Annotated in this window: 21 protein-coding genes; 16 read left to right on the top strand and 5 right to left on the bottom strand. The window is 66.2% G+C overall.

Annotation, left to right across the window (positions count from 1 at the left end):
* The first annotated feature begins 60 nt into the window (after positions 1-60).
* Positions 61-267 (top strand): hypothetical protein, encoded by a 207-nt coding sequence (locus tag H3H37_RS07265; protein ID WP_182160965.1) that lies wholly within the window; start codon positions 61-63, stop codon positions 265-267.
* Positions 268-271: 4 nt separating this feature from the next.
* Positions 272-604, top strand: a complete 333-nt coding sequence (locus tag H3H37_RS07270; RefSeq protein ID WP_182160966.1) for a type II toxin-antitoxin system RelE/ParE family toxin — start codon at positions 272-274, stop codon at positions 602-604.
* Between the two features lie 62 nt (positions 605-666).
* Here H3H37_RS07270 and H3H37_RS07275 read toward each other — a convergent pair whose 3' ends face one another.
* Positions 667-1,563, bottom strand: coding sequence for an ArgP/LysG family DNA-binding transcriptional regulator (locus tag H3H37_RS07275; protein ID WP_182160967.1), 897 nt, complete (start codon positions 1,561-1,563; stop codon positions 667-669).
* A gap of 189 nt (positions 1,564-1,752) precedes the next feature.
* On the opposite strand from H3H37_RS07275, the gene H3H37_RS07280 reads away from it, so the two are divergent.
* On the top strand, positions 1,753-3,195 hold the full coding sequence (locus H3H37_RS07280; protein WP_182160968.1) for a dihydrolipoyl dehydrogenase: 1,443 nt from the start codon (positions 1,753-1,755) through the stop codon (positions 3,193-3,195).
* Between the two features lie 216 nt (positions 3,196-3,411).
* Entirely contained in the window at positions 3,412-4,548 is a 1,137-nt protein-coding gene (locus tag H3H37_RS07285) for an HD-GYP domain-containing protein (protein ID WP_311197422.1), read from the top strand.
* Positions 4,549-4,651: 103 nt separating this feature from the next.
* Here H3H37_RS07285 and H3H37_RS07290 read toward each other — a convergent pair whose 3' ends face one another.
* Positions 4,652-5,134, bottom strand: a complete 483-nt coding sequence (locus tag H3H37_RS07290; RefSeq protein WP_182160969.1) for an SRPBCC family protein — start codon at positions 5,132-5,134, stop codon at positions 4,652-4,654.
* Between the two features lie 144 nt (positions 5,135-5,278).
* Between H3H37_RS07290 and H3H37_RS07295 the strand changes: the two genes are divergently transcribed.
* The 3 genes from H3H37_RS07295 (at position 5,279) to H3H37_RS07305 (ending at position 8,177) form a co-directional block, all read left to right on the top strand.
* The gene (locus H3H37_RS07295; protein WP_182160970.1) at positions 5,279-7,339 is read left to right on the top strand and encodes a UvrD-helicase domain-containing protein; all 2,061 of its coding nucleotides are present in this window, start codon (positions 5,279-5,281) and stop codon (positions 7,337-7,339) included.
* A gap of 123 nt (positions 7,340-7,462) precedes the next feature.
* Positions 7,463-7,927 carry a cache domain-containing protein gene (locus tag H3H37_RS07300; RefSeq protein WP_229218701.1) on the top strand — a complete coding sequence of 155 codons (465 nt, stop codon included), beginning with the start codon at positions 7,463-7,465 and terminating at the stop codon, positions 7,925-7,927.
* A 43-nt stretch (positions 7,928-7,970) separates the two neighbouring features.
* The gene (locus H3H37_RS07305) at positions 7,971-8,177 is read left to right on the top strand and encodes a SlyX family protein (protein WP_182160971.1); all 207 of its coding nucleotides are present in this window, start codon (positions 7,971-7,973) and stop codon (positions 8,175-8,177) included.
* A 50-nt stretch (positions 8,178-8,227) separates the two neighbouring features.
* On the opposite strand, the gene H3H37_RS07310 is transcribed toward H3H37_RS07305, so the two are convergent.
* Positions 8,228-10,459 carry an NADP-dependent isocitrate dehydrogenase gene (locus H3H37_RS07310; protein WP_182160972.1) on the bottom strand — a complete coding sequence of 744 codons (2,232 nt, stop codon included), beginning with the start codon at positions 10,457-10,459 and terminating at the stop codon, positions 8,228-8,230.
* Between the two features lie 263 nt (positions 10,460-10,722).
* Between H3H37_RS07310 and H3H37_RS07315 the strand changes: the two genes are divergently transcribed.
* The 5 genes from H3H37_RS07315 (at position 10,723) to H3H37_RS07335 (ending at position 14,715) form a co-directional block, all read left to right on the top strand.
* Complete coding sequence (locus H3H37_RS07315; protein ID WP_182160973.1) at positions 10,723-11,103, top strand: VOC family protein; 381 nt, start codon at positions 10,723-10,725, stop codon at positions 11,101-11,103.
* Between the two features lie 88 nt (positions 11,104-11,191).
* Entirely contained in the window at positions 11,192-11,767 is a 576-nt protein-coding gene (locus H3H37_RS07320; RefSeq protein WP_182160974.1) for a TMEM175 family protein, read from the top strand.
* 144 nt (positions 11,768-11,911) lie between these two features.
* A complete protein-coding gene (locus tag H3H37_RS07325; protein WP_182160975.1) occupies positions 11,912-14,068 on the top strand; it encodes a M3 family metallopeptidase in 2,157 nt (718 codons plus the stop codon).
* Between the two features lie 139 nt (positions 14,069-14,207).
* Positions 14,208-14,420: a VF530 family protein gene (locus tag H3H37_RS07330; RefSeq protein ID WP_182160976.1), complete on the top strand. Its 213-nt coding sequence runs from the start codon at positions 14,208-14,210 to the stop codon at positions 14,418-14,420.
* 13 nt (positions 14,421-14,433) lie between these two features.
* Complete coding sequence (locus tag H3H37_RS07335) at positions 14,434-14,715, top strand: DUF4404 family protein (RefSeq protein ID WP_182151788.1); 282 nt, start codon at positions 14,434-14,436, stop codon at positions 14,713-14,715.
* Positions 14,716-14,839: 124 nt separating this feature from the next.
* On the opposite strand, the gene H3H37_RS07340 is transcribed toward H3H37_RS07335, so the two are convergent.
* Positions 14,840-15,352, bottom strand: coding sequence for a DUF1269 domain-containing protein (locus H3H37_RS07340; protein WP_229218702.1), 513 nt, complete (start codon positions 15,350-15,352; stop codon positions 14,840-14,842).
* Positions 15,353-15,572: 220 nt separating this feature from the next.
* On the opposite strand from H3H37_RS07340, the gene H3H37_RS07345 reads away from it, so the two are divergent.
* From H3H37_RS07345 to H3H37_RS07355, 3 genes are all read left to right on the top strand, one after another.
* Positions 15,573-17,894 carry a YgiQ family radical SAM protein gene (locus H3H37_RS07345; protein WP_182160977.1) on the top strand — a complete coding sequence of 774 codons (2,322 nt, stop codon included), beginning with the start codon at positions 15,573-15,575 and terminating at the stop codon, positions 17,892-17,894.
* Between the two features lie 273 nt (positions 17,895-18,167).
* Positions 18,168-19,586, top strand: a complete 1,419-nt coding sequence (locus H3H37_RS07350) for an RCC1 domain-containing protein (protein ID WP_182160978.1) — start codon at positions 18,168-18,170, stop codon at positions 19,584-19,586.
* Positions 19,587-19,761: 175 nt separating this feature from the next.
* Entirely contained in the window at positions 19,762-22,638 is a 2,877-nt protein-coding gene (locus H3H37_RS07355) for an EAL domain-containing protein (RefSeq protein ID WP_311197423.1), read from the top strand.
* An 18-nt stretch (positions 22,639-22,656) separates the two neighbouring features.
* Here H3H37_RS07355 and H3H37_RS07360 read toward each other — a convergent pair whose 3' ends face one another.
* Complete coding sequence (locus H3H37_RS07360) at positions 22,657-23,700, bottom strand: AraC family transcriptional regulator (RefSeq protein WP_182160979.1); 1,044 nt, start codon at positions 23,698-23,700, stop codon at positions 22,657-22,659.
* Positions 23,701-23,815: 115 nt separating this feature from the next.
* On the opposite strand from H3H37_RS07360, the gene H3H37_RS07365 reads away from it, so the two are divergent.
* On the top strand, positions 23,816-25,672 hold the full coding sequence (locus H3H37_RS07365; RefSeq protein ID WP_182160980.1) for a metal-dependent hydrolase: 1,857 nt from the start codon (positions 23,816-23,818) through the stop codon (positions 25,670-25,672).
* The last annotated feature ends 79 nt before the right edge of the window (positions 25,673-25,751 follow it).

A 25,751-nucleotide genomic window follows, 5' to 3' on the forward strand; every position in this document is an offset into this window, starting at 1 on the left:
GTGCGTCATGAGTGAGGTCTGTCGCGTCAGCAGCGATAGCGGCGGGCGTATAATGGTCGGATGACCGCATTGAACCTTCAATCCCTTGATCCGGCAGAATTGCTGCCGACACCCGAAGTTCCGGAGCACTATGGCCCGCGGAACGAGGAGGAAGCGCGCGTGCATGCGCTGGTCAAGGAGGCGCTTCTGGCCGGCCCCGGCAAGACTTACCCCACGGTAGCCGACCTGATAGACGAGCTGCGCGCGGGAATTCCCCGTCGCCCCTGAGCGTATGCTCAAGCTCAACGTCCGGACATCGGCCTCGGCCGATTTGGCGGAGGTGCTTGCGTACCATGCGGATATCTCACCAGAATTGCCTGAGGCTTTCTTGCAGCAGCTTGAGGCCGCGCTGACATTGCTGCGAGAGCGGCCACATGTCGGGTCCCGATGCTTCGCTCATCTATTTCCTGATGTACCGTTGCGGACCTGGTCGCTCGATCGCTTCCCATTCCGCCTTTTCTATATGGTCGATGGCGACACCTTGCATGTGCTTCGTGTCGACCATGAACGGCGCAATGTTACGTCCGGGACCTTCGCCTTGTCTGTCCATAAGCAACAGGAGTGACACAAATAGCGTTCCGCGCCCCGGTGTGCGCTCGGAGCGTGGGCTGTGATGGCTGGTGTCGCCTACGGCTGCAGCAGATAGCGCCGCGCCGTCGCCACCACCTGTTCGGACAGGGCGCGCGTGAACGGCGTGTCGAGGTTCCAGGCGTGCCAGGCCAGCGCCACGTCCACGTGCTGCTCCGGCGCCAGGTCGACCAGCCGGTCCTGCGCCAGCGCGCCGCGTACTTGCGGCAGCGGCAGCAGGCCATAGGCCAGGCCGCCGTGGATGCATTCGCCATACGCGGGCGACAGCGGCATGGTGTGATGGGGATACGCACCCTGCACCTGCACGGCGCCAGCCAGGTAGCGCGCCATCAGTTCGCCATCGCTGACGACGGCCGGCGCCAGCGCCACCGCCTCGGCCGAGAAACCGTCGCCGAACCAGTGGCCCGCGAACACGGGCGTGGCCACGCAGACATAGCGCATCAGCCCCAGCGGGGTGACGTTGGGGCCGTTGGGCTGGTCGGCGCCGGCGGGCGCGCTGGCGGCCACGCAGCCGAACACGCTGCCTTCATGCACCAGGTGCAACGCCAGCTCGGGCGCCGCCGCCTGCACCTGCAACTGGCAGCGCGGCGGTGACAGCAGCGGTTGCAGGCTCAGGGGGAACCAGGTGGCCAGGCTGGCCGCGTCCACGGCCAGCGCGATTTCCGGCATGCTGACCGGGTTGCCCAGGTCGATGTCGAGCGCCGCTTCCATCAGCTTGACGTTGCGGTGGTGGGACACCAGCCGCTGGCCCAGCCCGGTGGGCACGGCCGGCTGGCCGCGCACGATCAGCAGCCGCCCGCTGGCGTCCTCCAGGGCCTTGATCCGCTGCGAGACGGCCGATTGGCTGATGCCCAGGGCCAGCGCGGCTTTTTCAAAGCTGCCATGGCTGGCGACAGCGTCGAGTACGGCCAGGGCACGATAGTCCAGGTTTCCCATAAGCTGCACTTATAAAAGTTTCGACGGATAAGTAATACTAATGCGATTTTGCCGCAAAGTAAAACTTAAACGTGCAGTGAAACGCAAACCGGCTTGTGCCCGCGCAACGGCGCGCAGGCACGCGCTGCCTGCGCGCGAAGCGGCGTAACATCGGCCCCATGCCGGCTTGCCGCCGGGCGGGAGCACATCATGCGCAGCATAGCGACGGAAGTGGCCGTGATCGGCGCCGGCACGGCCGGTTTGAACGCCTACCGGGCCGCGCGCGCGGCCGGCAGGCGGGCCGTGCTGATCGAAGGCGGGCCCTATGGCACCACTTGTGCGCGCGTGGGCTGCATGCCCAGCAAGCTGTTGATCGCGGCGGCCGAGGCGGCCCACGCGCTGGCCGCCGCGCCCGGGTTCGGCGTCCACCCGGGCGCCGTGCGTGTCGACGGCGCGGCCGTCATGGCGCGCGTGCGCGCCGAGCGCGACCGCTTCGTCGGCTTCGTGCTCGACTCGGTGGAACAGGTGCCCGTGACCGACAAGCTGCATGGCCACGCCCGCTTCGTCGCGCCGGACTGCTTGCAGGTGGACCAGCACACGGAGGTGCGCGCCCCGCGCGTGGTGATCGCCACCGGCTCCAGCCCCGTCCTGCCGCCGGCCTGGCTGGCGGCCGGGCCGCGCGTGACGGGCAGCGACGCCGTGTTCGACTGGACCGCGCTGCCCGCCTCGGTGGCCGTGATCGGCAGCGGCATCATCGGCCTGGAGCTGGGCCAGGCCCTGCACCGGCTGGGCGTGCGGGTGGCGCTGTACGCGCGCGGCGACAGCATGGCCCAGCTGGGCGACCCGGCCGTGGGTATGGCCGCCGCGCAGGCGCTGGCGCGCGAACTCGATATCCGCTTCCACACGGTGGTCAAGGCCATCGCGGCCGACGGCCAGCAGTTGCTGGTGCGCAGCCGTGACGGTGAGGGCCGCTTGCGCGAGGAGCGCTACGACCATGTGCTGTGCGCCATCGGCCGCCAGCCCAATGTGCACCAGCTGGGGCTGGAAACGACGGGCCTGGTGATGGACCGCCACGGCGTGCCGCTGGTCGACCCGCACACCATGCAGTGCGGCGCCAGCGCCATTTTCATCGCTGGCGACGCCAGCAATGAGCGCCCGCTGCTGCCGGAGGCGGTCGATCAGGGCAAGATCGCCGGCCACAACGCGGCCCGCTATCCGCAGGTGGCGCCGGGCTTGCGGCGCACGCCGCTGGCGGTGGCCTTCACCGAACCGCAGATCGCCACGGCCGGCGCCAGCTACCGCACGCTGTGCGCAAGCCATGCGGGCCGTTTCGCCACCGGCCAGGTCAGCTTCGAGGACCAGGGCCGCAGCCGCGTGATGCTGCAGAACCAGGGCTTGCTGCGCGTGTACGGCGAGTTCGGCACGGACCGCTTCCTGGGCGCGGAGATGGTGGCGCCGCGCGCCGAACACCTGGCCCATCTGCTGGCCTGGGCGTGCCAGGCCGGGCTGACCGTGGCGGCCATGCTGGACATGCCGTTCTACCATCCGGTGGTCGAAGAAGGCTTGCGCACGGCCCTGCGCGATTTGTCCCGCCAGTTGGCGCAAGGACCGGCGCCAGCGCAGGACGGCGTGCCCTGTTGTCCCGGCGAATGAGGCCGCTTTTGCATCGGTGCGGCGCTGCTATTTCATTGCAATATAGAAAATAAAGATGCGTTAAAGCAAAAATACAACAGTCTGTCGCAATTTTTCCCCGCGCTGTGCCGGAATCGCTACGGTCCAGCCCGCCAAACCCGTTATGCTTCTGTCCAGTGGTTTTTTACTAACGGGCAAAGACGATGCGCCAGCCAGCTTGGCCGCGCGGGGGAATGAGTGGGGATTAACAGAGTCAGCCGGGCAGACCTGAAGCTGGGGACGCTGGTGCCGTGGGACGTGTATGCCAGCAATGGCATGCTGCTGGTGCGCAAGGGACACCTGATCGCCAACGTCAACCAGATCGATTACCTGGTCGAGCGCGGCTCGTATGAGGACAACAGCGATGCCGTGGCGCCCGCGCCGGCGCCGCAATCGGTGCTGCGCAAGCTCAACACGGCGTGCGTGGAATTGCAGCAGGCGCTGGAACTGGTGGCGGCCCGGCTGGCGCCGAACGACACCGTGCGCCGGCTGGAGGAAGTGGCCTTGCTGGTCACGCAGGCGCTGGACCTGAGCGCCGACGTGGCCGTGGCCAGCATCCTGCACAACCAGCAGGCCGCGCCCTACGCGGTGCGGCACAGCGTGGACACGGCCGTGCTGGCCCAGCTGGCCGCGCGCGCCCTGCGCCACGATGCGCGCGCCATCTTCACCACCACCCTGGCGGCGCTGACCATGAACGTGGGCATGCAGGAACAGCACGTGCGCCTGCAGGAGAGCCGTGACAAGCTGAGCCAGCAGGACCTGGAACGGGTGCGCCAGCATCCGCAGCGCGGCGCGGCCCTGCTGCGCCACGCGGGCGTGACCGACCCGGACTGGCTGGCTTGCGTGCTGCACCACCATGAGAACGAGGATGGCAGTGGCTATCCGGTCGGAAAAAAGGGTGAGGATATTCCCGTCGGCGCCAAGCTGATCGCGCTGGCGGACCGCTATTGCGCGCGCGTGGTCAGCCGGCATTATCTGCAACCGCTGCTGCCCAACGCGGCCCTGCGCGACATCCTGCTGGAAGGACGCAGCGTGCTCGATGGCCAACTGGCGGCCGTGATGATCCGGGAGTTGGGCATTTATCCGGTGGGCACCTGGGTCAAGCTGTTGAACGGAGAGGTGGGCGTGGTGTCGCGCAAGGGGCTGCGCTCGACCATGCCGCACGTGGAATCGGTGATCGGCCCGCGCGGCGCGCCGCTCAGCGTGTTCCTGCAACGCGATACGCGCGGCGAACTGCATGCCATCCGCGAAGTGCTGGCGGCCGAACAGGTGCTGGCGCTGGGTGGCGAGCCGTTGCGGATGGAGCAGGTGTGGGGCCGGCTGGCCCGGCCCTGAAGCCGTCTCAACAAGCCCGTGGCGTCGTTGTGGCGCCTTGCCGTGCACCAGCACTGTCTGCGGCGCCAAGCCTCGCCACGGTCATGTTGAAACGACTGCTTTTTTAGTTGAGGATGGCGTCCAGGCGGCCGTTGGCGGCCAGGTCGCGCAGCACGCGGATGGTGTCGATGTCCGATTCCTGGTAGGCCGAGCGCCGGAATTCGTCATACATGGCGTTGGCCGCGTCCGTGGCCGCGTCGTGCGCATCCACATATTCGAAGCGCACGAACAGCACGTGCTGCTCGGGCCGTTCGATGGTCATGGTCAGGCTGGAGGCGGCGATATCCTGCTGGGGCGCCACTTCGTAGCGGATCTGGTGCATGGGCGTGAGCAATACCTGGTCCTCGATCACCAGCTCGCCGTAGCGCAGCCGGCGGCGGAAGGTGTGCTCGCTGCGCTCGACGATCACGCATTCGTCCAGGTGGGGCACGAACAGCTTGGGCGACTCGGCACGCAGCACCAGGCCGCGCCACAGCTGGTCCACGCTGAGGGTATCGATCAGCGGATTGAGCGGATCGTTAATTTCAATTAAGTGTTCGAATTTCATAGTAGTACAGCCAATCAAGTTCGGGCGCGTGGTGCGCCGCTACCTGAACATGGTAACGCAAATGACGGCCGTCATCATGCGCCGCGTCAGGCGCGCGCGAGGCTGCTACAATGGCCGGCTCACCCCAGCCAGTCTGCCATTCCGATGTCCAAAGCACCACAATTCGGCCTCAACGTCCCGCAAAGCGCCGCCGTCACCTATCTCGACGGCCCGTGCCTGGTGCTGGCCGGCGCCGGTTCCGGCAAGACCCGGGTGATCACGCAGAAGATCGCCCACCTGATCGAGGACCGCGGCTACGATCCGCGCACCATCGCCGCGCTGACCTTCACCAACAAGGCGGCGCTGGAGATGCAGGAGCGTATCGCCAAGCTGCTCAAGCAGCCACGCCAGGCCAAGCAGTTGACCGTGTCCACCTTCCACTCGCTGGGCGTGAAGATCCTGCGCCAGGAAGCGAATGGACTGGGCCTGAAGGACCGCTTTTCCATCATGGACAGCGACGATTGCGCCTCGCTGGTGCAGGACCTGGCCATCACCACCGACAAGCAGCTGATCCGCCGCATCCAGACCGATATTTCGCTGTGGAAGAACGGCCTGGTCGATCCCGAGGTGGCGCTGGAGCGGGCCAAGGACGAGGACGAGGCCCAGTCGGCCCGCATCTACCGCAGCTACGTGGCCACGCTGTCGGCCTACCAGGCCGTCGATTTCGACGACCTGATCCGCCTGCCCGTGGAACTGTTCCGCAACAACGAGGCCATCCGCGACAAGTGGCAGCGCCGCCTGCGCTACCTGCTGATGGACGAGTACCAGGACACCAACACCTGCCAGTATGAGCTGGTCAAGCTGATGGTGACGGGCATCGGCAAGAAGCCCATGTTCACGGCCGTGGGCGACGACGACCAGGCCATTTACGCCTGGCGCGGCGCGTCGGTGGAGAACCTGAAGACCTTGCAGACCGACTTCCCCAACCTGGAAGTGATCAAGCTCGAACAGAACTACCGCTCGACCACCCGCATCCTGCAGGCGGCCAACGCCGTGATCGGCAACAACCCTAAACTGTTCGAGAAGTCGTTGTGGTCCGAGCACGGGCTGGGCGAGCCGATCAAGGTGCTGGGCATGGCCAATGACGACCAGGAGGCCGAACAGGTGGCCATCATGATCTCGGCCGACCGTTTCGAGCGCAAGAACAAATGGTCCGACTACGCCATCCTGTACCGGGGCAACCACCAGGCCCGCGTGATCGAGCAGGCGCTGCGCAAGGAACGCATCCCGTACACGATATCGGGCGGCCAGAGCTTCTTCGACAAGGCCGAGATCAAGGACATCATCAGCTATCTGCGCCTGCTGGCCAACACGGACGACGACCCGGCCTTCATCCGCGCCGTCACTACGCCGCGCCGGGGCGTGGGCCAGTCCACGCTGGAAGTGCTGGGCACGTTCTCGGGCCAGTGGCAGTGCTCGCTGTTTGAGGCCGTGTTCAAGGGCGGCATCGAGGGCAAGCTCAACGAGCGCCAGCTCAAGCCGCTGCGCGACTTCTGCAATTTCATCAACAACCTCGAAGCGCGCGCCAGCCGCCCCGGCCCGTCCGGCAGCGGCGACAACGCGGCCCAGGTGCTCGATGATTTGCTGGAAGCGATCAACTACGAAAACTATTTATACGATATGTTCGAGGAGCGCGCGGCCCAGGGCAAGTGGCAGAACGTGCTGGAATTCACCAACTGGCTCAAGGACCGTGGCCGTGGCGGCAAGGACCGCGACGGCGAGGAAAAGAACGTGCTGGAACTGACCCAGATGGTGGCCCTGATGTCCATGCTCGAAGGCCAGGACGAGGACCCGGACGCGGTGCGCATGTCCACCCTGCACGCGTCCAAGGGGCTGGAATATCCGCACGTGTTCCTGGTCGGCTGCGAGGAAGGCATCCTGCCGCACAAGGGCGATGCCGACGCGCCGGCCGAAAGCATCGCGGCCCGCGTGCAGGAGGAGCGGCGCCTGATGTACGTGGGCATCACGCGCGCCCAGCGCACCTTGCAGATCACCTGGTGCAAGAAGCGCAAGCGTGCCGGCGAGCAAGTCCATTGCGACCCGTCGCGCTTCATCAAGGAAATGCAACTGGACGTGGGCACGGCCGCGCCCACCGAGTCTGAAGTGCTCACGCCCAAGGAACGGCTGGCGCGCATGAAAGCCTTGCTGACCACGCCCAAGGCTTGATCTGATAGCGGTTGGCACGCTTGCAGCCCCGTTTTGTCCAGTGCAAAAAAGTTTTACACCTTGATCTGACGCCGGTGCTACGATTCAATCATGCCAATTCGGCATCGAGCAAGGGAGGCAAGCATGTCACTACGCTGGAAACATTGGGCGCCAGGAATGCTGGTGCTGGCTGGCCTGCTGGGCCAGGTGCAGGCGGCCGAATACGCCACCAAGCCGGAAGCGGAGGCCATGGTGCGCAAGGGCTTGAACTATCTGAAAGCCAACGGCCGCGACAAGACCTACGCCGAGATCGACAAACGTGACGGCCAGTTCGTCGACCGCGACCTGTACCTCGTGGTCTATGGCATGGATGGCGTGGTGCGCGCGCATGGCGCCAACCCCAGGATGATAGGCAAGAACCTGATGGAACTGAAGGATGTCGATGGCAAGTCCTTCATCCGGGAACGCGTCGCGCTGGCCCAGAAAAAGGCGCCGTTCTGGCAGGATTACAAGTTCACCAACCCCGTCACCGGCAAGATCGAACCGAAGTCCATGTACTGCGTGCCGGACGATGACTTGATCCTGTGCGGCGGGATCTACCTGAAGTAGGCGCGGCGGGCGGTAGAATGCATGCTTTCATGCAGGAGTTACCGTGAGTACCGAAGAGCATTTCATCGATATCGAAATCAAACTGGCGCACCAGGAAGACCTGGTGGAAGCGCTGAACCAGCGTGTCTATGAGCAGCAACAGCAGATTGACAAGCTCGAACTGCTGTGCGCCACGCTGGCCCAGCGCCTGCGCGAACAGCCGCAGGGCGGCGGGGCCGGTATGCCCCATGAACGTCCGCCCCACTACTGAGCACGCAGTGCGCTTCCCCGGCCGCCTGGCCGGGGAAGCCGCACCTTGCCTTACACGGTCGCCAGGGCCGCGTTGAAGCTGGCGCTCGGACGCATGGCGGCCGAGGTCTTCTCCGGATTGGGCGCGTAGTAGCCGCCGATGTCGACCGGCTTGCCTTGCACGGCCGCCAGTTCCTCGACAATCTTCGCCTCGTTCGCGGCCAGCGCTTGCGCCAGCGGGGCGAAGTGGGCTTGCAGTTCCTTGTCTTCGGTCTGCGCGGCCAGGGCCTGGGCCCAGTACAGCGACAGGTAGAAGTGGCTGCCACGGTTGTCCAGCTCGCCCGTGCGCGGCGACGGCGACTTGTTGTTGTCCAGCAGCTTGCCGGTCGCTTCGTCCAGCGTCTTGGCCAGGATCTTGGCCTTGGCGTTGCCGGTCTTGATGCCCAGCTCTTCCAGCGACACGGCCAGCGCCAGGAACTCGCCCAGCGAATCCCAGCGCAGGTGGTTTTCTTCCACCAGCTGTTTCACGTGCTTCGGTGCCGAACCGCCGGCGCCCGTCTCGTACATGCCGCCGCCGGCCATCAGTGGCACGATGGACAGCATCTTGGCGCTGGTGCCCAGTTCCATGATGGGGAACAGGTCGGTCAGGTAGTCGCGCAGGATGTTGCCGGTCACCGAGATGGTGTCCAGGCCGCGCATGGCGCGCTCCAGCGTGTAGCGCATGGCGCGCGTCTGCGACATGATCTCGATGTCCAGGCCGCTCGTGTCGTGGTCCTTCAGGTAGACCCGGACTTTCTTGATCAGCTCATTCTCATGCGGACGGTAGGAGTCCAGCCAGAACACGGCCGGCATGCCCGAGTTGCGGGCGCGGGTGACGGCCAGCTTGACCCAGTCGCGGATCGGCGCGTCCTTGACCTGGCACATGCGCCAGATGTCGCCTTCCTCCACGTTCTGGCTCAGCAGCACTTCGCCGGTGGCCAGGTCGGTGATGTTGGCCACGCCGGCTTCCGGCACTTCGAAGGTCTTGTCGTGCGAACCGTATTCCTCGGCTTGCTGCGCCATCAGGCCCACGTTGGGCACGGTGCCCATGGTGCGCGGATCGAAGTTGCCATGCCATTTGCAGAAGTTGATCATCTCCTGGTAGATGCGGGCGAAGGTCGACTCCGGCATCACGGCCTTGACATCCTTCGGACGGCCGTCGGCGCCCCACATCTTGCCGCCCAGGCGGATCATGGCCGGCATCGACGCGTCGACGATGATGTCGTTGGGCGAGTGGAAGTTGGTGATGCCCTTGGCCGAATCGACCATGGCCAGTTCCGGACGGTTGGCGTGGCAGGCGTGCAGGTCTTTCAGCACTTCTTCCTTGAGCGAGGCGGGCAGGGTCTCGATCTTCTCGTACAGGTTGACCATGCCGTTGTTGACGTTCACGCCCAGTTGCTCGAACAGCTTGGCGTGCTTGGCGAACGCGTCCTTGTAGAAGATGCGCACGCAGTGGCCGAACACGATCGGGTGCGACACTTTCATCATGGTAGCTTTGACGTGCAGCGAGAACATTACGCCGGTCTTGCGTGCATCTTCCAGCTCGCGCTCGTAGAATTCCAGCAGCGCTTTCTTGCTCATGAACATGCTGTCGATCACTTCACCGGCCAGCAGCGAGACTTTTGGTTTCAGAACGATGGTCTTGCCCGAGGCGGTCAGCAGTTCCATCTTGACGTCGCGCGCCTTGTCCAGCGTCATCGACTTTTCGCCATGGTAGAAGTCGCCATGGTGCATGTGGGAAACGTGGGTGCGCGATGCCTGGCTCCATTCGCCCATCGAGTGCGGGTGCTTGCGTGCGTATTCCTTGACGGCCTTCGGTGCGCGGCGGTCCGAGTTGCCTTCGCGCAGCACGGGGTTGACGGCGCTGCCGATGCACTTGCCATAGCGGGCCTTCAGTGCTTTCTCTTCGTCCGTCTTCGGGTCTTCCGGGTAGTCGGGCAGGGGGTAGCCGCGGCCTTGCAGCTCGCGCACGCAGGCCATCAGCTGCGACACGGAGGCGCTGATGTTGGGCAGCTTGATGATGTTGGTGTCGGCCTTTTGCGTCAGTTCGGCCAGTTCGGCCAGCGCGTTCGGCACTTTTTGCGCGTCGCTCAGGTAGTCCGAGAATTCAGCCAGCACGCGCGCCGCGACGGAAATGTCGCTGGTAACGACGTCGACGCCCGCGGGTTCCGTGAACTTCTTAATGATAGGCAGCAGGGAATAGGTTGCCAGCAGCGGCGCTTCGTCCGTCAGCGTGTAAATGACTTTTGGTTTCTGTGTTGCCATAATGTTCCCTCGTAGATGGTAGGTACCCGCTGCCTGATATCGTGTTTCAGGCACGGACTTTTCGGGCGTCGCGCGGGGCGGCGGTGGGGTTTCCACGGCCCAAATGCGTATTTTAGACTCCCGCCTCTAGTTCGCGTAAGTCTTGTGATCATGAAGGCGCGCCGCCAGTGGGGGATTACGCGGGCGCGGCAGCACGGCGCCCGGGGGAAACGGGGCGCCGGATGGGGTACACTGACCACTCCATTCATTAACAAGGAGACAAGATGTTCAGCCATATCATGGTCGGCGCCAACGACATTGAAAAATCGAAACAATTTTATGATGCCGTCCTGGGCGAGTTGGGCATTCCGCCAGGCAAGCTCGATGACAAGGGCCGGGTGTTCTACGTGACCAAGACCGGCGTGTTCGCCATCACCAAGCCGATCAACGGCGAGCCGGCCTGCCACGGCAATGGCGCCACCATCGGTTTCGCGGCGGAAACCCCGGAGATGGCCGACCGTTGGCACGCGGCCGGCGTGGCCAACGGCGGCGTGGCCTGCGAAGACCCGCCGGGTGAGCGCGCGAACGCGTATGGCGCGTTGTACCTGGCCTATTTGCGCGATCCGTCGGGCAACAAGATTTGCGCGTTGAAGCGCATGGGCTAACTGGCCGGCGGCCGGGCGGGCCTGCACCGTCCGCTTTACCGAACAGGCGGACGACAGATGGCTTAAGCAACAAGTGCAAAGGGAAGACATGGGCAAAGGCAGACTGGAAGCGTTCAGCGACGGCGTGATCGCCATCATCATCACCATCATGGTGCTGGAACTGAAGGTGCCGCACGGGGCCGACCTGGCGGCGCTGCTGCCGCTGCTGCCGGTGCTGCTCAGCTATGTGCTCAGCTTCATCTACGTGGGCATCTACTGGAACAACCACCACCACATGCTGCACGCCTCGTCCGTGGTCGATGGCTGCGTGCTGTGGGCCAATCTGCACCTGCTGTTCTGGCTGTCGCTGATCCCGTTTGCCACCGGCTGGATGGGCGAGAACCATTTCGCGCCCGTGCCCGTCGCCTTCTACGGCGCCATGCTGTTCATGGCGGCCGTGGCCTACCGCATCCTCGAACGCGCCCTCATCTCGCGCAATCCGCACAACCCCACGCTGGCGCTGGCCGTCGGCAAGGACCGCAAGAGCCTGATCTCGCCCGTGCTGTACCTGGCCGCTATCCCCTTGTCGTTCCTGCACGTGTGGGCTGCGTTCGCCATGTATGTGCTGGTGGCCGTGGTCTGGTTCGTGCCCGACCGGCGCATCGAGGCCCACCTGAAGCCGTGATCGTCCGGCGTGCCGGCAGGCGCGCTTGTGTGCGCTGCAACATTGCTTTCTGGTGAAAGTTGATTGTCTCCCTGCTATCATCTGGCGCTCCCATGCTGCGCTACCCGCGCCAGCATCCCTTGGCGTCCTTTGAAAGATGAAAACATGCCCCGTCCTCAGATGCTCGTACTCGTGGCCAGCCTTGGCCTTGCCATGACCCAGTTCGCCCACGCCGCTGCGCCGGCCGCACCGGCCACCGCCATCAACGCCGCCGCGCTGGCCGGCAATCCCTTCCTCAAGCCCAGCACGCTGCCGTTCGGCTACCCGGCCTTCGACAAGATCAAGGACGAGCATTTCGCGCCCGCCTTCGCCGAGGGCATGCGCGTGCAGCTGGCCGAGATCGACGCCATCGCCAATAATCCCAAGCCGGCCACGTTCGACAACACCATCGTCGCCATGGAGCGTTCGGGCCGCCTGCTGGACCGCGTGCAGACCACGTTCCAGAACCTGCAGGGCGCCAACACCAATGACGCGCTGGACGCCATCGACCGCGACATGTCGCCCAAGCTGGCCGCCCACGGCGACGCCATCTTCCTGAACGCCAAGCTGTTCGCGCGCGTCGACACCCTGTACGCGCAGCGCGACAAGCTGCACCTGAACCCGGAAGCCAAGCACCTGCTGGAGCGCTACCACACGGACTTCGTGCGCGCTGGCGCCAAGCTGTCGCCCGCCGACAAGGAAAAACTGAAAGCCATCAACGCCGACATCGCCAGCCTGCAGACGGCCTTTACCCAGAACGTGCTGAAGGAAGCCAACGCGTCGGCGCTGGTGGTGGACAACCGCGCCGACCTGGCCGGCATGACGGACGCGGCCATCGACACGGCGGCCGCCGCCGCCAAGGCCAAGGGCATGGACGGCAAGTTCCTGATCGCCATCACCAACACCACCGGCCAGGCGCCGCTGGCCGTGCTGAGCAACCGCGCCGTGCGCGAACGCCTGATGGCCGCCTCGCTGGCGCGCGGCAGCCACGGTGGCGAGTTCGACAGCCGCGACATCGTGCTCAAGATCGCCAAGGCCCGCGCCGACAAGGCCGCGCTGCTCGGTTACGCCAACTTCGCCGCCTACGCGCTGGAAGACCAGACGGCCAAGACCACCACCGCCGTCAATACCCTGCTGGGCGAGCTGGCTAAGCCGGCCGTCAACAATGCGCGCAAGGAAGCGGCCGACCTGCAAACCGTGGCCAATGCCGAAGGCGGCAATTTCCAGATCGGCGCGGCCGACTGGGCCTACTACACGGACAAGCTGCGCGCCCAGCGCTTCTCGCTGGACGAGAACCAGCTCAAGCCCTACTTTGAACTCAACAACGTGCTGACCAAGGGCGTGTTCTACGCGGCCGGCAAGCTGTACGGCCTGTCGTTCAAGGAGCGCAAGGACCTGCCCGTGTACAACCCCGACGTGCGCGTGTTCGACGTCTTCGACGCCAACGGCAAGCAGCTGGCCATCTTCATCGCCGACATGTACGCGCGCAGCAACAAGCAGGGCGGCGCGTGGATGAACGCCTACGTGTCGCAATCGAAGCTGCTGGGCACGCATCCGGTGGTGGCCAACCACCTCAACATTCCCAAGCCGGCCGCCGGCGAGCCGACGCTGCTGACCTATGATGAAGTGAAGACCGCCTTCCACGAGTTCGGCCACGCGCTGCACGGCATGTTCTCCAACGTGACCTATCCGCGCTTCTCGGGCACCAACGTGCCGAGCGACTTCGTCGAATATCCGTCGCAAGTGAACGAGATGTGGGCCGTGTGGCCGGAAGTGCTGGCCAACTACGCGACCCACTACAAGACCGGCGCGCCCATGCCCAAGGAATTGCTGGACAAGGTGATCGCGTCCAAGAAGTTCAACCAGGGCTTCATGACGACCGAATACCTGGCAGCCGCCCTGCTGGACCAGCGCTGGCACCAGCTGACCCCGGCCCAGATCCCGACCGACGTGCTGGGCTTTGAAGCGACGGCCCTGAAGGACATGGGCGTGGACTTCGCGCCCGTGCCGCCGCGCTACCGTACCACTTACTTCTCGCACAGCTTCTCGGGCGGCTATTCGGCCGGCTACTACGCTTACCTGTGGAGCGAGAAGCTGGACGCCGATTCGGTGCTGTGGTTCAAGGAGAACGGCGGCCTGCTGCGCAAGAACGGCGACTGGTTCCGCAAGACCCTGCTGTCGCGCGGCGGCACGGACGACGCGCTGCAACTGTTCCGCGATTTCCGCGGCCGCGACGCCATCATCGCGCCGCTGCTCGACCGCCGCGGCCTGAACGCCCAGTAAGCGCAAGGGGGCGGCAACGTCCGCGCTACAATGGAGGGCCAGTCGCGCCACGGGCGCGGCTGGCCCTTTTTCCATGTGCCGGCGCAAGCGGGCCACAGGAAACAGGGCTGCCCACCCCGAATTTGAGTAAGATGGAACCATGAACAAACCCAGCCTGGACGGCGTCACCCTGGAAGCCATCGTCACCCGCCTGCAAGCCCATTATGGATGGGAACAACTGGCCTTGCGGATTGACATCAACTGCTTCATCAGCGACCCTAGCATCAAGTCGAGCCTGAAATTCCTGCGCAAGACCCCGTGGGCCAGGAAGAAGGTGGAAGACCTGTACCTCGCGACCACATTCACCAATTGACCGGAAACTGAAAATGGACAGCAATCTCAAAGCATCGCTCACTTCCCTGCACCACCGCCTGGCCTCGGCCGGTCCCGTGGATGAGGAATTGCTGGAACTGCTGCAGCAGCTCGACGGCGATATCAAGGCCCTGATGGAACGGGCGCCGGCCCAGCGCGCGGCCGACGCCGGCACCACCACCTACGGCCTGGCCGAGCGCACCCAGGAACTGTCGGCCAAATTCGCCGCCAAGCATCCGCAACTGGAACCGGCCTTGCGCGAGCTGGGCAACATCCTGTCCAGCATGGGCATCTGAACACCTGGCGCCCGTACTGCGCACCCCGCGTGCGCACTGCGCGCGCATAAGAAAGCCGGCCTGCGCACGCGCGCCAGGCCGGCCGGAATGAGAACCCGGGGCCGGTAGCCCCGGGCAGCCAGCGTTACGGAAACGCCAGCATCGGCGGTTCAATACCGCCAAAGCTGATTTCGGGATGGCGCTTGGCGATCATGTCTTCGATTTCATCCACGCGCCGCACCGGCACGTCCACGATCAACAGCACCTGCCCTTGTTCGATACGGCTGGAGAACTGCTTGAGCCGCGTATTCGGCACGGCGGCCGCGTTCATGCCGGAAGCCCAGCCCCCGAACAGCGCGCCGCCCAGGGCGACCAGCAGGATGGCGGCCGTGCGCACCGTGTAGCCGTCGAGCGGGAACAGGGTCAGGAACACGCCTGCCGCCAGCCCCACCACGCCGCCGATGATGATGCCCAGCTGGGCGCCGTGCACCACGTCCGTTTTCTGCAGGATGTTCACGTCCGGCATGTCGGCCGGCAGCGTGCCGTCGCGGGCCATGAAGCGCATGTGGCTGATCTCGATACGGGCCAGCAGCAGTTCGTCGAGCATGGCGCGGGCGCTGGCGATGTCGGGCAGCATGAAATAGAGGCGGCGTCGCATGGTGACCTCCCGGTTGATTGGTTGGAGCAAGTTGCCACGTTTCAGTTATAGCAAAGATGACCGGTAAATCAATGGGACTCTGACATGACTTGTCGCAGCGCCATGTTTGCCAGCTCAGCCACAAGTAATTGAATAATAAAAGAATTCCGGAAACGGCTTGCCCAAAAAACGGGCAATTGGTGCGCGGCATCATGGCATTTCCGGTACAATGTCGTCCGATATGAGCTCCCCTACCCATTTGTTTGCGACCGTCCCCAAGCGGTCTGCGCGCGCTGCGGCCGCGCCTTTCCTCCCCATGTCCCGCGCCGAAATGGACGCGCTGGGCTGGGATGCGTGCGACGTCATCCTCGTCACCGGCGACGCCTACATCGACCACCCCAGCTTCGGCATGGCCCTGGTGGGCCGGCTGCTGGAGGCCCAAGGCTACCGCGTCGGCATCATCAGCCAGCCGGACTGGCTGTCGGCCGACGCCTTCCGCGTGCTGGGCCAGCCGCGCCTGTTCTTCGGCATCACGGCCGGCAACATGGACTCCATGGTCAACCGCTACACGGCCGACCGCAAGATCCGCTCCGAGGACGCCTACACGGCCAACGCCGAACCGAACAAGCGGCCCGACCGCGCCGTCACCGTGTACGCCCAGCGCGCGCGCGAGGCCTTCCCCGGTACCCCCATCGTGATCGGCTCGATCGAAGCGTCGCTGCGCCGCATCGCCCACTTCGACTACTGGTCGGACAAGGTGCGCCGCTCGGTGCTGGCCGATTCCAAGGCCGACCTGCTGATCTTCGGCAACGCCGAACGGGCGCTGGTGGACCTGACCCACCGCCTGGCCGCCGGCGAGGACATCAAGACCATCCGCGACCTGCGCGGCACCGCCTTCATGGTGCCGCATGGCTGGCTGCCGGGGCCGGACTGGGGCGAGCACAATTCCACCCGCGTCGACGTGCCGGGCAAGATCGACCCCATCCCCGATCCGTACGCGATGGCCAAGGAGGACAAGGCCGCCTGCGCCACCGAGAATGCCGCCACGGCGCCCGAGGTGCTGAAGCCGATCCGCATCATGAGCCGCGAGGAGCGGCTGGCCATGGCCAAGGAGAAGCACAACAAGACCGTGGTGCGGCTGCCGTCCTACGAGACGGTCAGCACCGACCCGGTGATGTACGCGCACGCCTCGCGCGTGTTCCACCTGGAGTCGAACCCCGGCAACGCGCGCGCCATCGTGCAGGCGCACGGCGAGCGCGACGTGTGGCTCAACCCGCCGCCGCTGCCGCTGCAGATGGACGAGATGGACGGCGTGTACGACATGAACTACGCGCGCGCGCCCCACCCCAGCTACGGCAACGCCCACATCCCGGCATGGGAAATGATCCGCTTCTCGATCAACATCATGCGCGGCTGCTTCGGCGGCTGCACGTTCTGCTCGATCACCGAGCACGAGGGCCGCATCATCCAGAGCCGCTCCGAGCCGTCCATCCTGCGCGAGATCGAGCACGTGCGCGACAAGACCAAAGGCTTCACCGGCACCATCTCCGACCTGGGCGGGCCGACGGCCAATATGTACCGCCTCTCGTGCCGCAGCAAGGAGATCGAGACCACCTGCCGCCGGCTGTCGTGCGTCTATCCGTCGATCTGCGTCAACCTGGGCACCGACCACAGCAAGCTGATCTCGCTGTACCGCAAGGCGCGCGCCATCCCCGGCGTGAAGAAGATCCTGATCAGCTCCGGCCTGCGCTACGACCTGGCCGTGCGCTCGCCCGAGTACGTGAAGGAGCTGGTGACCCACCACGTGGGCGGCCTGCTGAAGATCGCGCCCGAGCACACGGAAACCAACACGCTGTCGAAGATGATGAAGCCGGGCATCGGCGCCTACGACGAGTTCAAGGAGATGTTCGACCGCTTCTCGCTGGAGGCCGGCAAGAAGCAGTACCTGATCCCCTATTTCATCGCGGCCCACCCCGGCACCACGGACGAGGACATGCTGAACCTGGCCCTGTGGCTGAAGAAGAACAACTTCCGCCTGGACCAGGTGCAGACCTTCATGCCCACGCCGATGGCCATGGCCACCACCATGTACCACACGCGCAAGAACCCGCTGCACAAGGTGACGGCCGACTCGGAAGTGGTGGAGACGGCCCGCAGCGGCAAGATCCGCCGCATCCACAAGGCCTTCTTGCGCTACCAGGACCCGGACAACTGGGCCCTGCTGCGCGAAGCCCTGATCGGCATGGGACGCGCCGACCTGATCGGCAATGGCGACAAGCACCTGATCCCGGCCTGGTCGCCGGGCGAGGCCGGCGGCAAGGCGCTGGTGGCCGAGCAGCGCCGCACCGCGCCCGCGCCCGTGTCCAAGCCTGCGCCAGGTCCGGCGGCGGCCCGCGGCGCGCGCGCCAACGCGCTGACCGGCTCGCTGACGGCGCGCGCCGCCATCGAGACCAAGGCCCGCCCGTCCATCCTCGACACCATCAAGGTCAAGAAGCCGGCCGCCGCGCCGGCCAAGGGCGGCAAACCGGCCCGCGCGGCCGCGCCGGCCCGCGGCCGCAAATAAGGCCCGTTCCCCACCTGCCAGGCCACAGGCCGGCGCCCATCCGTCGCGCAGACGGGCGGGCGCCGGCCTTTTTTCTTATAATTCTCAAAAGAAATGTTGCAAAATGCCGCAATTGGTCCATTTGCGTGGATAATTCAGGCTTGCTCGGCTGATGGCTTGCCGGCGCCCACCGCTACACTGGCTGCATGCTGGCGGCAATGGCGCGTTGCCCGCCCTGCGCGCCCCGGCCAGCCCGGCGCGGCGCCTCCCCTTTTTGTAGAGAACTGGAAGACCATGAAAGCTACCTTCAAATTGTCGTCCCTGCTGCTGGTGCCGCTATTGGCCGTGCTGACCGCCTGCGGCGGCGGCAGCAAGGGCACCACCACCACCTCCACCTCGCCGACCGTGGTGTCGATCGCCATCACACCGTCCCCCGCCAACGTCCCCCTCGGCTCCAGCACGCAGTTGACGGCCACCGCCACCTATTCGGACTCCAGCACCAAGGACGTGACCAAGAGCGTGAACTGGAGCGCCACCGGCAGCCTGGTGACGGTATTTTCCAGCGGACAGATCACCGGCGCCGCGCTCGGTACTGACACCGTCACGGCCACCTACGTCCAGACCGGGGGCAATGTGACGAAGGACGTCACAGTGACCGTCCAGCCGCCATGGACCGCGGTGGTGGCAGGCGGCAACCAGACCTTCTCCCGCAAGGCCGACGGCAGCCTGTACAGCTGGGGCCTGAACAACCGGGGCCAGCTGGGCGACGGCACCACCACCGACCGTTCGACCCCGACCCCCGTGGCCGGCAATGTGCTGACCTGGAAACAGGTGGCCGTGGGTGAGCAGTTCACCATCGCGCTGCGCACCGATGGCACCTTGTGGGCCTGGGGCTTCAACCAGAATGGCCAGCTGGGCGACGGCACCACGGTCGACAAGGCGACCCCGGTCAAGATCGGCGGCTCGAGCGACTGGACCTACGTGGCCGCCGGCAAGGCCCACGCGCTGGCCGTCAACAAAGGCGGCGTGCTGTGGGGCTGGGGCCGCAACTTCGACGGCCAGCTGGGCGACAACACCAATATCGACAAGTTGGTGCCGACCAAGATCGGCACGGCCACCACCTGGCTCAAGGTGGCGGCCGGCACTACCCACAGCCTGGGCTTGCGCACCGACGGCTCGCTGTATTCGTGGGGTGGCAACCTGAACGGCCAGCTCGGTAACGGCCTGAGTGGTCCCGACGTGCTGGTGCCGGCCCGCGTCGGCAGTTCGACCTGGATCGCCATGTCGGCCGGCGACACCCATTCGATGGCCATCCGCGCCGACGGCGCCCTGTTCGGCTGGGGCGGCAACAGTTCCGGCCAGGTCGGCAACAATGGTTCGCTCAACGTGACGGCGCCGGCCCAGATCACCACGGCCAACAACTGGACGGTGGTGGCGGCCGGTGGCAGCCATACGATGGCGGTACGTAATGACGGCACGCTGTGGGGTTGGGGTTCCAACAGCGACGGCCAGCTGGGCGACGGCCTGGGACTGGACACGAGCAGCCCGAACCAGATCGGCACGGCCAAGAACTGGAGCAGCGTCAGCGCTGGCGCCAGCCACACCTTTGGCCTGCAGACCGACGGCTCGCGTTGGGGCTGGGGCCGCAATGCCGAAGGCCAGCTGGGCAACGGCAAGACCACCGCGGTGACCACCCCGGCCAACCTGCCCTGAGCCACACGCTGACGTCACACCGGGGTCAGGTCATGCGATCAAGCAAATTGCTCGATGGCATGACCTGACCCCGGTTTTTTGTCGTAATGCAACGACACGCGATGCGTGACAGCGGCGGGACGGGCTACAATTTGCGGGCAGCCCCGTGTCCCTTCCCCCGCCACTGGAATCCGCCGTGCCCGACCTGTCCGCCCTCGCCGCCCGCTGTCGCCGCGCCATCCGTCTGCTGAGGCGGGACGGCTGCTGGCTGCTGGCCATGGCCTTGCTGGCCCTGATGGCGGCGCCGGCCAGCGCGCTCGACGCCGTCACCCTGCAGCTCAAGCACCACCACCAGTTCCAGTTCGCCGGCTATTACGCGGCGCTGGAACAGGGCTATTACCGCGAGGCGGGGCTGGATGTGCGCATCCTCGAGGGCAGCGACAGCAACGACCCGGAGCGGGCCGTGCTCGGCGGCCAGGCCAACTATGGCGTCGGCGGCAGCAGCCTGCTGCTGGCGCGCCTGGCCGGCAAGCCGGTGGTGGTGCTGGGGGTGGTCTTCCAGCACTCGCCGTACGCGCTGGCCATTCGCCAGAGCGGCAGCGAACCGGACCTGCGGCGCATCATCGGCAAGCGCGCCATGATAGGCTCGCTCACCGATGAGATGAGCAACGCCGACGAATTGCTGGCGTACCTGAAGCAGGAAGGGATACCGGCCAGCAGCTTCCAGCGCGTCGAACACAGCTTCAATCCCGACGACCTGGTGGCGGGCAAGGTGGACGCCATGTCGATCTACACCACCAACGAGCCCGACATCTTCGACCGGCTCGGCTTCCCCTACGATGTCTACACCCCGCGCACGGCCGGCATCGATTTCTACGGCGACAACCTGTTCACCAGCGAGGCCGAGCTGGCGGCCCATCCGCAGCGGGTCAAGGCCTTCCGCGCGGCCAGCATGCGCGGCTGGCAGTATGCGATGAGCCACCAGGAGGAGATCGCCGACCTCATCCTCAACAAGTATTCGCGCCGCAACGACCGCCAGCATCTGCTGTACGAGGCGCGCCAGATGGTGCCGCTGGTGCAGCCGGTGCTGGTCGAGATCGGCTACATGAACCCCGAGCGCTGGCGCCACATCGCCGACGTGTACGCGGGCCTGGGCATGCTGCCGGCCCACGCCAGTTTCGACGGCTTCATGTACGACCCCGGCAACGGCCGCACGCCGTTGCGCTGGCTGTACCGCGTGCTGGGCGCGGCGGCACTGCTGCTGGTGCTGGGGCTGGCCGTGCACTTTTCCCTGCTGGCGCGCGAACGCCAGCGGGCCGAGGAAACCATCCGCAAGGGCGAGCTGCGCTTCCGCACCATGTTCGAGCGGGCGCCGATGGGCATCGCCCTGATCGATTCGCTCACCGGACGCTTCAGCGACATCAACCCGCGCTACCTGGAGATCGCCGGCCGCACGCAGCAGGAGATGGTGGCCAGCCGCTGGTTCGACATCAGCCACCCGGACGACGTGGTGCCGGAGCAATTGCAGATGGAGCAGCTCAACGCCGGGCGCATCGCCGGCTACAAGCTGTCCAAGCGGCTGCTGCGGCCCGACGGCACGGTGGTGTGGGTGGACGCCTCGATCGTGGCCGTCGACACGGCCGACCGCGGCCACCCGCACCACCTGTGCATGATCGAGGACGTGACGGACAAGAAGGAGACCGAGGCACTGGTGTGGCAGCAGGCCAACTTCGATCCACTGACCCAGCTGCCGAACCGGCGCATGTTCCACGACCGGCTGGCGCACGCCATCCTCAAGTGCCAGCGCGACGGCGGCCGCATCGCCGTGCTGTTCATCGACCTCGACCACTTCAAGGAAGTCAACGACACGCTGGGCCACCACCAGGGCGACGTGCTGCTGGTCGAGGCGGCCCAGCGCATCGGCGCCTGCGTCCGCAAGTCCGACACGGTGGCGCGGCTGGGCGGCGACGAATTCACGGTGATCCTGTCCGGCGTGGACGAGGGCGGCCGGGTCGACAGCATCGCCCAGCACGTGCTCGACAGCCTGCGCGCCCCGTTCGCGCTGGGCGAGGAGCAGGCTTTCGTGTCGGCCTCGATCGGCATCACGCTGTACCCGGACGACGCGCGCGACATCGACAACCTGCTCAAGCACGCCGACCAGGCCATGTACGCGGCCAAGGGCGGCGGGCGCAACCGCTTCAGCTATTTCACGCCCACGCTGCAGGTGGCCGCGCTCAACCGCATGCGCCTGACCAACGACCTGCGCGGCGCGCTCAAGGGCGGCCAGCTGGCGCTGTACTTCCAGCCCATCGTGCACCTGCGCACCGGGCGCATCCACAAGGCCGAGGCGCTGATCCGCTGGACCCATCCGCAGCGCGGCATGGTCAGCCCGCTGGAATTCATCCCGCTGGCCGAGTCCAGTGGCCTGATCATGGAGATTGGTTCGTGGGTGCTGCGCGAGTCGGTGCAGTGGGTGCGGCGCTGGCGGCGCGAGCACCATCCCGAGTTCCAGGTCAGCGTCAACCAGTCGCCGCTGGAATTCCAGCGCGACGATGGCTCCTACCAGGCCTGGCTGGGCGAATTGCAGGCGCTGGACTTGCCGGGCCAGTCGGTGGTGGTGGAGATCACGGAAGGCTTGCTGCTCGACGCCAACAGCGCTGTCAGCAACAAGCTGCTGCAGTTGCGCGACGCCGGCATCCAGGTCGCGCTCGACGACTTCGGCACCGGCTATTCCTCGCTGTCGTACCTGAAGAAATTCGACATCGATTACCTGAAGATCGACCGTTCCTTCACCCGCAACCTGGCGCCCGATTCGAGCGACATGGCGCTGTCGGACGCCATCATCGTCATGGCCCACAAGCTGGGCCTGCGGGTGATCGCGGAAGGGGTGGAAACGGCCGAGCAGCGCGACCTGCTGGCGGCGGCCGGCTGCGATTATGGCCAGGGCTATTTGTTCGCGCGGCCCATGCCGGCCGAGCAGTTCGATGCGCTGCTCAAGGCCCAGGCGGCGCAGGCGGCCCAAGCCGCGCAGGCTGTGCAGGCCGCACCGACGGCGCCGGCGCCGACCACCTAGGCCGCCATCCGGCCGGCGCTAGCCCGCCTTGCCGCCGCGGGCCCGGAACTGCTGCGGCGTGCAGCCGGCCCAGCGCCGGAAGGCGCGGATGAAATTGCTGGTTTCCGCATAGCCGAGGCGCTCGGCAACCTGGTCGATGGTCCAGTTCGGATCGTGCAGCAGGCTTTGCGCGTGCAGCTTCTTGACCTCGTCGATCAAATCCTTGTAACTGCTGCCTTCGCCGTTGAGAGCGCGGCTGAGGCTGCGCGGCGACGCGCCCAGCCGCCGCGCCGCCGCCACCAGCGACGGATAGGCGCCGTCGCTGTCGGCCAGCAGGGCGATGACCTTCATCGACACATCGCCGGCGCGGCTCTCGGCGTCGAAACGGCATTGCCGGACCGCCGCCTGGTGGGCCGCGCGGTCGGCCGTCTCGCACGGCTCGGCCAGCAAGGCGGCCGGGATGCGCAGCCGGCACACTGGCGCGCCGTAAGCGATCGGGTATTGGAAGAAGGCCGCGGCGGCCTCGCCCCAGTCAGGCTGGACGAAGGGGAATTCCTGCCGCAACCGCCGGCTCGCTTCGCCGATCAGGGTGCCCGCGATCCGGGCCAGCAGCACGGCCATGGCCAGGTACAGGAAGTCGTGCAAGTCGGCCAGTGCCGGCTCCAGCCCGATCTCCAGGCAGGCTTCGCCGCCATCCTCGGCCAGATGGAAATGAAAGATCGTGGCGCGCAGCGGCGAGAACGCGCAGATCGTCTGCAGCGCTTCGCGCAGGTCGGCGCTGGTCTGGATGGCGGCGCCCAGCATGCCGTGCGCATGGTTGGCCGCCGCCATCGAGGCCCACTCCAGCGGCAGCAAGGGATCGGGGCACTGTTGCCGCACGGTGCGCAAGAACACGGCCATCCTGGCCGGCGCGATGTGCTTGCCCTCCAGGCCGATGTCGGCCGGCTTCAGGCCCGCTGCGGCGAGCAGGGCGCCGGTGTCGTAGCCGCGCGCGCGCATGACGTTGCACAGCAGACGCAGATAGACGTGGTGGAACATCGGAACCGGCTTGGCCTGGCGGGCGGGAGGGATGGGTCGTTCCATGCAGGTGGTGGCGCAAAGTGATTATTTGTTGTCTTGCACGGCCATAGCGAGGCGGCGTGTCCGAAACAATAATAGCAGCACAATTATTGCAATCATCCTTAACGGAGGGGACGCCATGCTGGATACGACAGAACAGAGACAACCACCGGCCGCCATTACGACCACCATGCGGCAGCACATCCACCTGGCGCCGCGGCGCATGGCCTGGGACTTCAGCGCCGTGCCGGCCTGCCCGGTGCGCGACGATCCGAACCTGGCCGCCTTCCTGATGGCGGTGTCGTGGTTCGTGGTGGCGTTCGAGGACTGGGGCATCGTGGTGGTGCGCAACGACAAGGCCAGGCTAGTCGATTTTCCCGCCCTCAACCGCGAAGCCCAGGCTTTCCTGTCGCAGGAGGCGCTGCACTCGCAAGGCCACGATCTGTTCAACAGCGTGATGATCGAAGGGCATGGCTTTGATGTCGACGCCATCGAACGCGAATGCGCGCGCCTCAAGCGCGATATGGCGGAAGGAAGCCAGCAGGCCCAGCTGGCGGCCGTGGCCGCGTTCGAGCACATCATCTTCAGCGTGGCGCACTGGTATGAGAACGCGCCGGAGGTGCACCGGCTGATCCATCCCGAATTCCATCGCCTGCTGATGTGGCATGCGATGGAGGAGACCGAGCATACCGCCGTGGTGCACGACATGTACCTGCACCTGTACGGCGGGCGCGCGGACGCGCATGCCGTGCGGATCGCCGCGCTGCGGCGCGCCACCCGCATCGGCGTGCGCAGCCTGTACCGGATGTGGCAGGCATTGCTGCCGCAACTGGCTGTGCGGATGGGCTGCCGGCCCGCGCGCTTCACGCCCTGGGCCGCAATTTTGCGCGAATCGCTGAAATACGTCGGCGACTACTTCAGCTTCCTGTCGTCGTCGTTTTCGCCGTGGAACCGGCCGGTGTCGCCCGAGGTGCTGCCGGAACTGCGCAAGCACATGATCCCGGCCCATGCGCCCGACGCGGCGCAGTGGCGCGCCTGCAAGGTGGCCGCCATCCGTCCGGTGGCGGAAGACGTCTGCGCCTATACGCTGGTGGCGGCCGATGGCGGTACGTTGCCGTCGTGGACGGCCGGCGCCCATCTCGATGTCGAGATCGAAACGGGCGTCGTCCGGCAATACTCGCTGTGCGGCGACCCGGCCGTGCGCGACCAGTACCAGATCGCCGTCAAGCGCGAAGCGCTGGGCCGAGGCGGTTCGTTGCGGCTGCATCAGGAAACCAGGGCCGGCGCTGTGCTGCGCGTGGGCATGCCGCGCAACCAGTTCCCGTTGGCCGGCGCGGAGGGCGCTGGCCGGCAAGCCGTGCTGATCGCGGGCGGCGTCGGCGTCACGCCATTGCTGGCCATGGCCTGGACCCTGCACCATGCCGGCGTGCCGTTCAACCTGCACATCTGCTCGCGCGACGTGGCGCACCTGCCGTTCGCCGGCGAGATCGCGGACTGGCCATTCGCAGCCAGGGTGCGGGCGCATGCGGACAGCGCGGCCGCCGGCGGCCGGGTGGATGTGCGCGCCCTGATCCCCGCGTGGGACGCGGCGCGGCCGCTGGAACTGTACACCTGCGGACCGGCGCCCTTCATGGATGCCGTGTGCGCCGCTGCCACGGCCGCAGGCTGGCCCGCGTCGGCGCTGCACCTGGAGCGCTTCACGGGCACGGCGACGGTCAGGCCGGACGACCGCCCTTTTACGCTGACGCTACAGAAGAGCAACATCACGCTGCCGGTGGCGGCGGAGCAGACCATCGTCGAGGCCATGGAGGCGCGCGGCCTGCAGCCCAAGGCCTCCTGCCGCGAAGGCATGTGCGGCGCCTGCGTGTGCAGCGTGGTCGAAGGCGAGGCCGATCACCGCGACGTGGTGCTGACCCAGGACGAACAGCGCAGCGCGCACCGCATGGCGATCTGCGTCTCGCGGGCGCGCGGCGCGCACCTGACGCTGGACCTGTGAGGATGACGTCGTCGTCGCCATCCTGCGCGGCGGCGATGCATGCGGCGACGGCCAATCGCGCGGTCGCCGTTGGCGCAAG

The sequence above is a fragment of the Rugamonas brunnea genome, from assembly GCF_014042345.1.
GTDB lineage: Bacteria > Pseudomonadota > Gammaproteobacteria > Burkholderiales > Burkholderiaceae_D > Rugamonas > Rugamonas brunnea.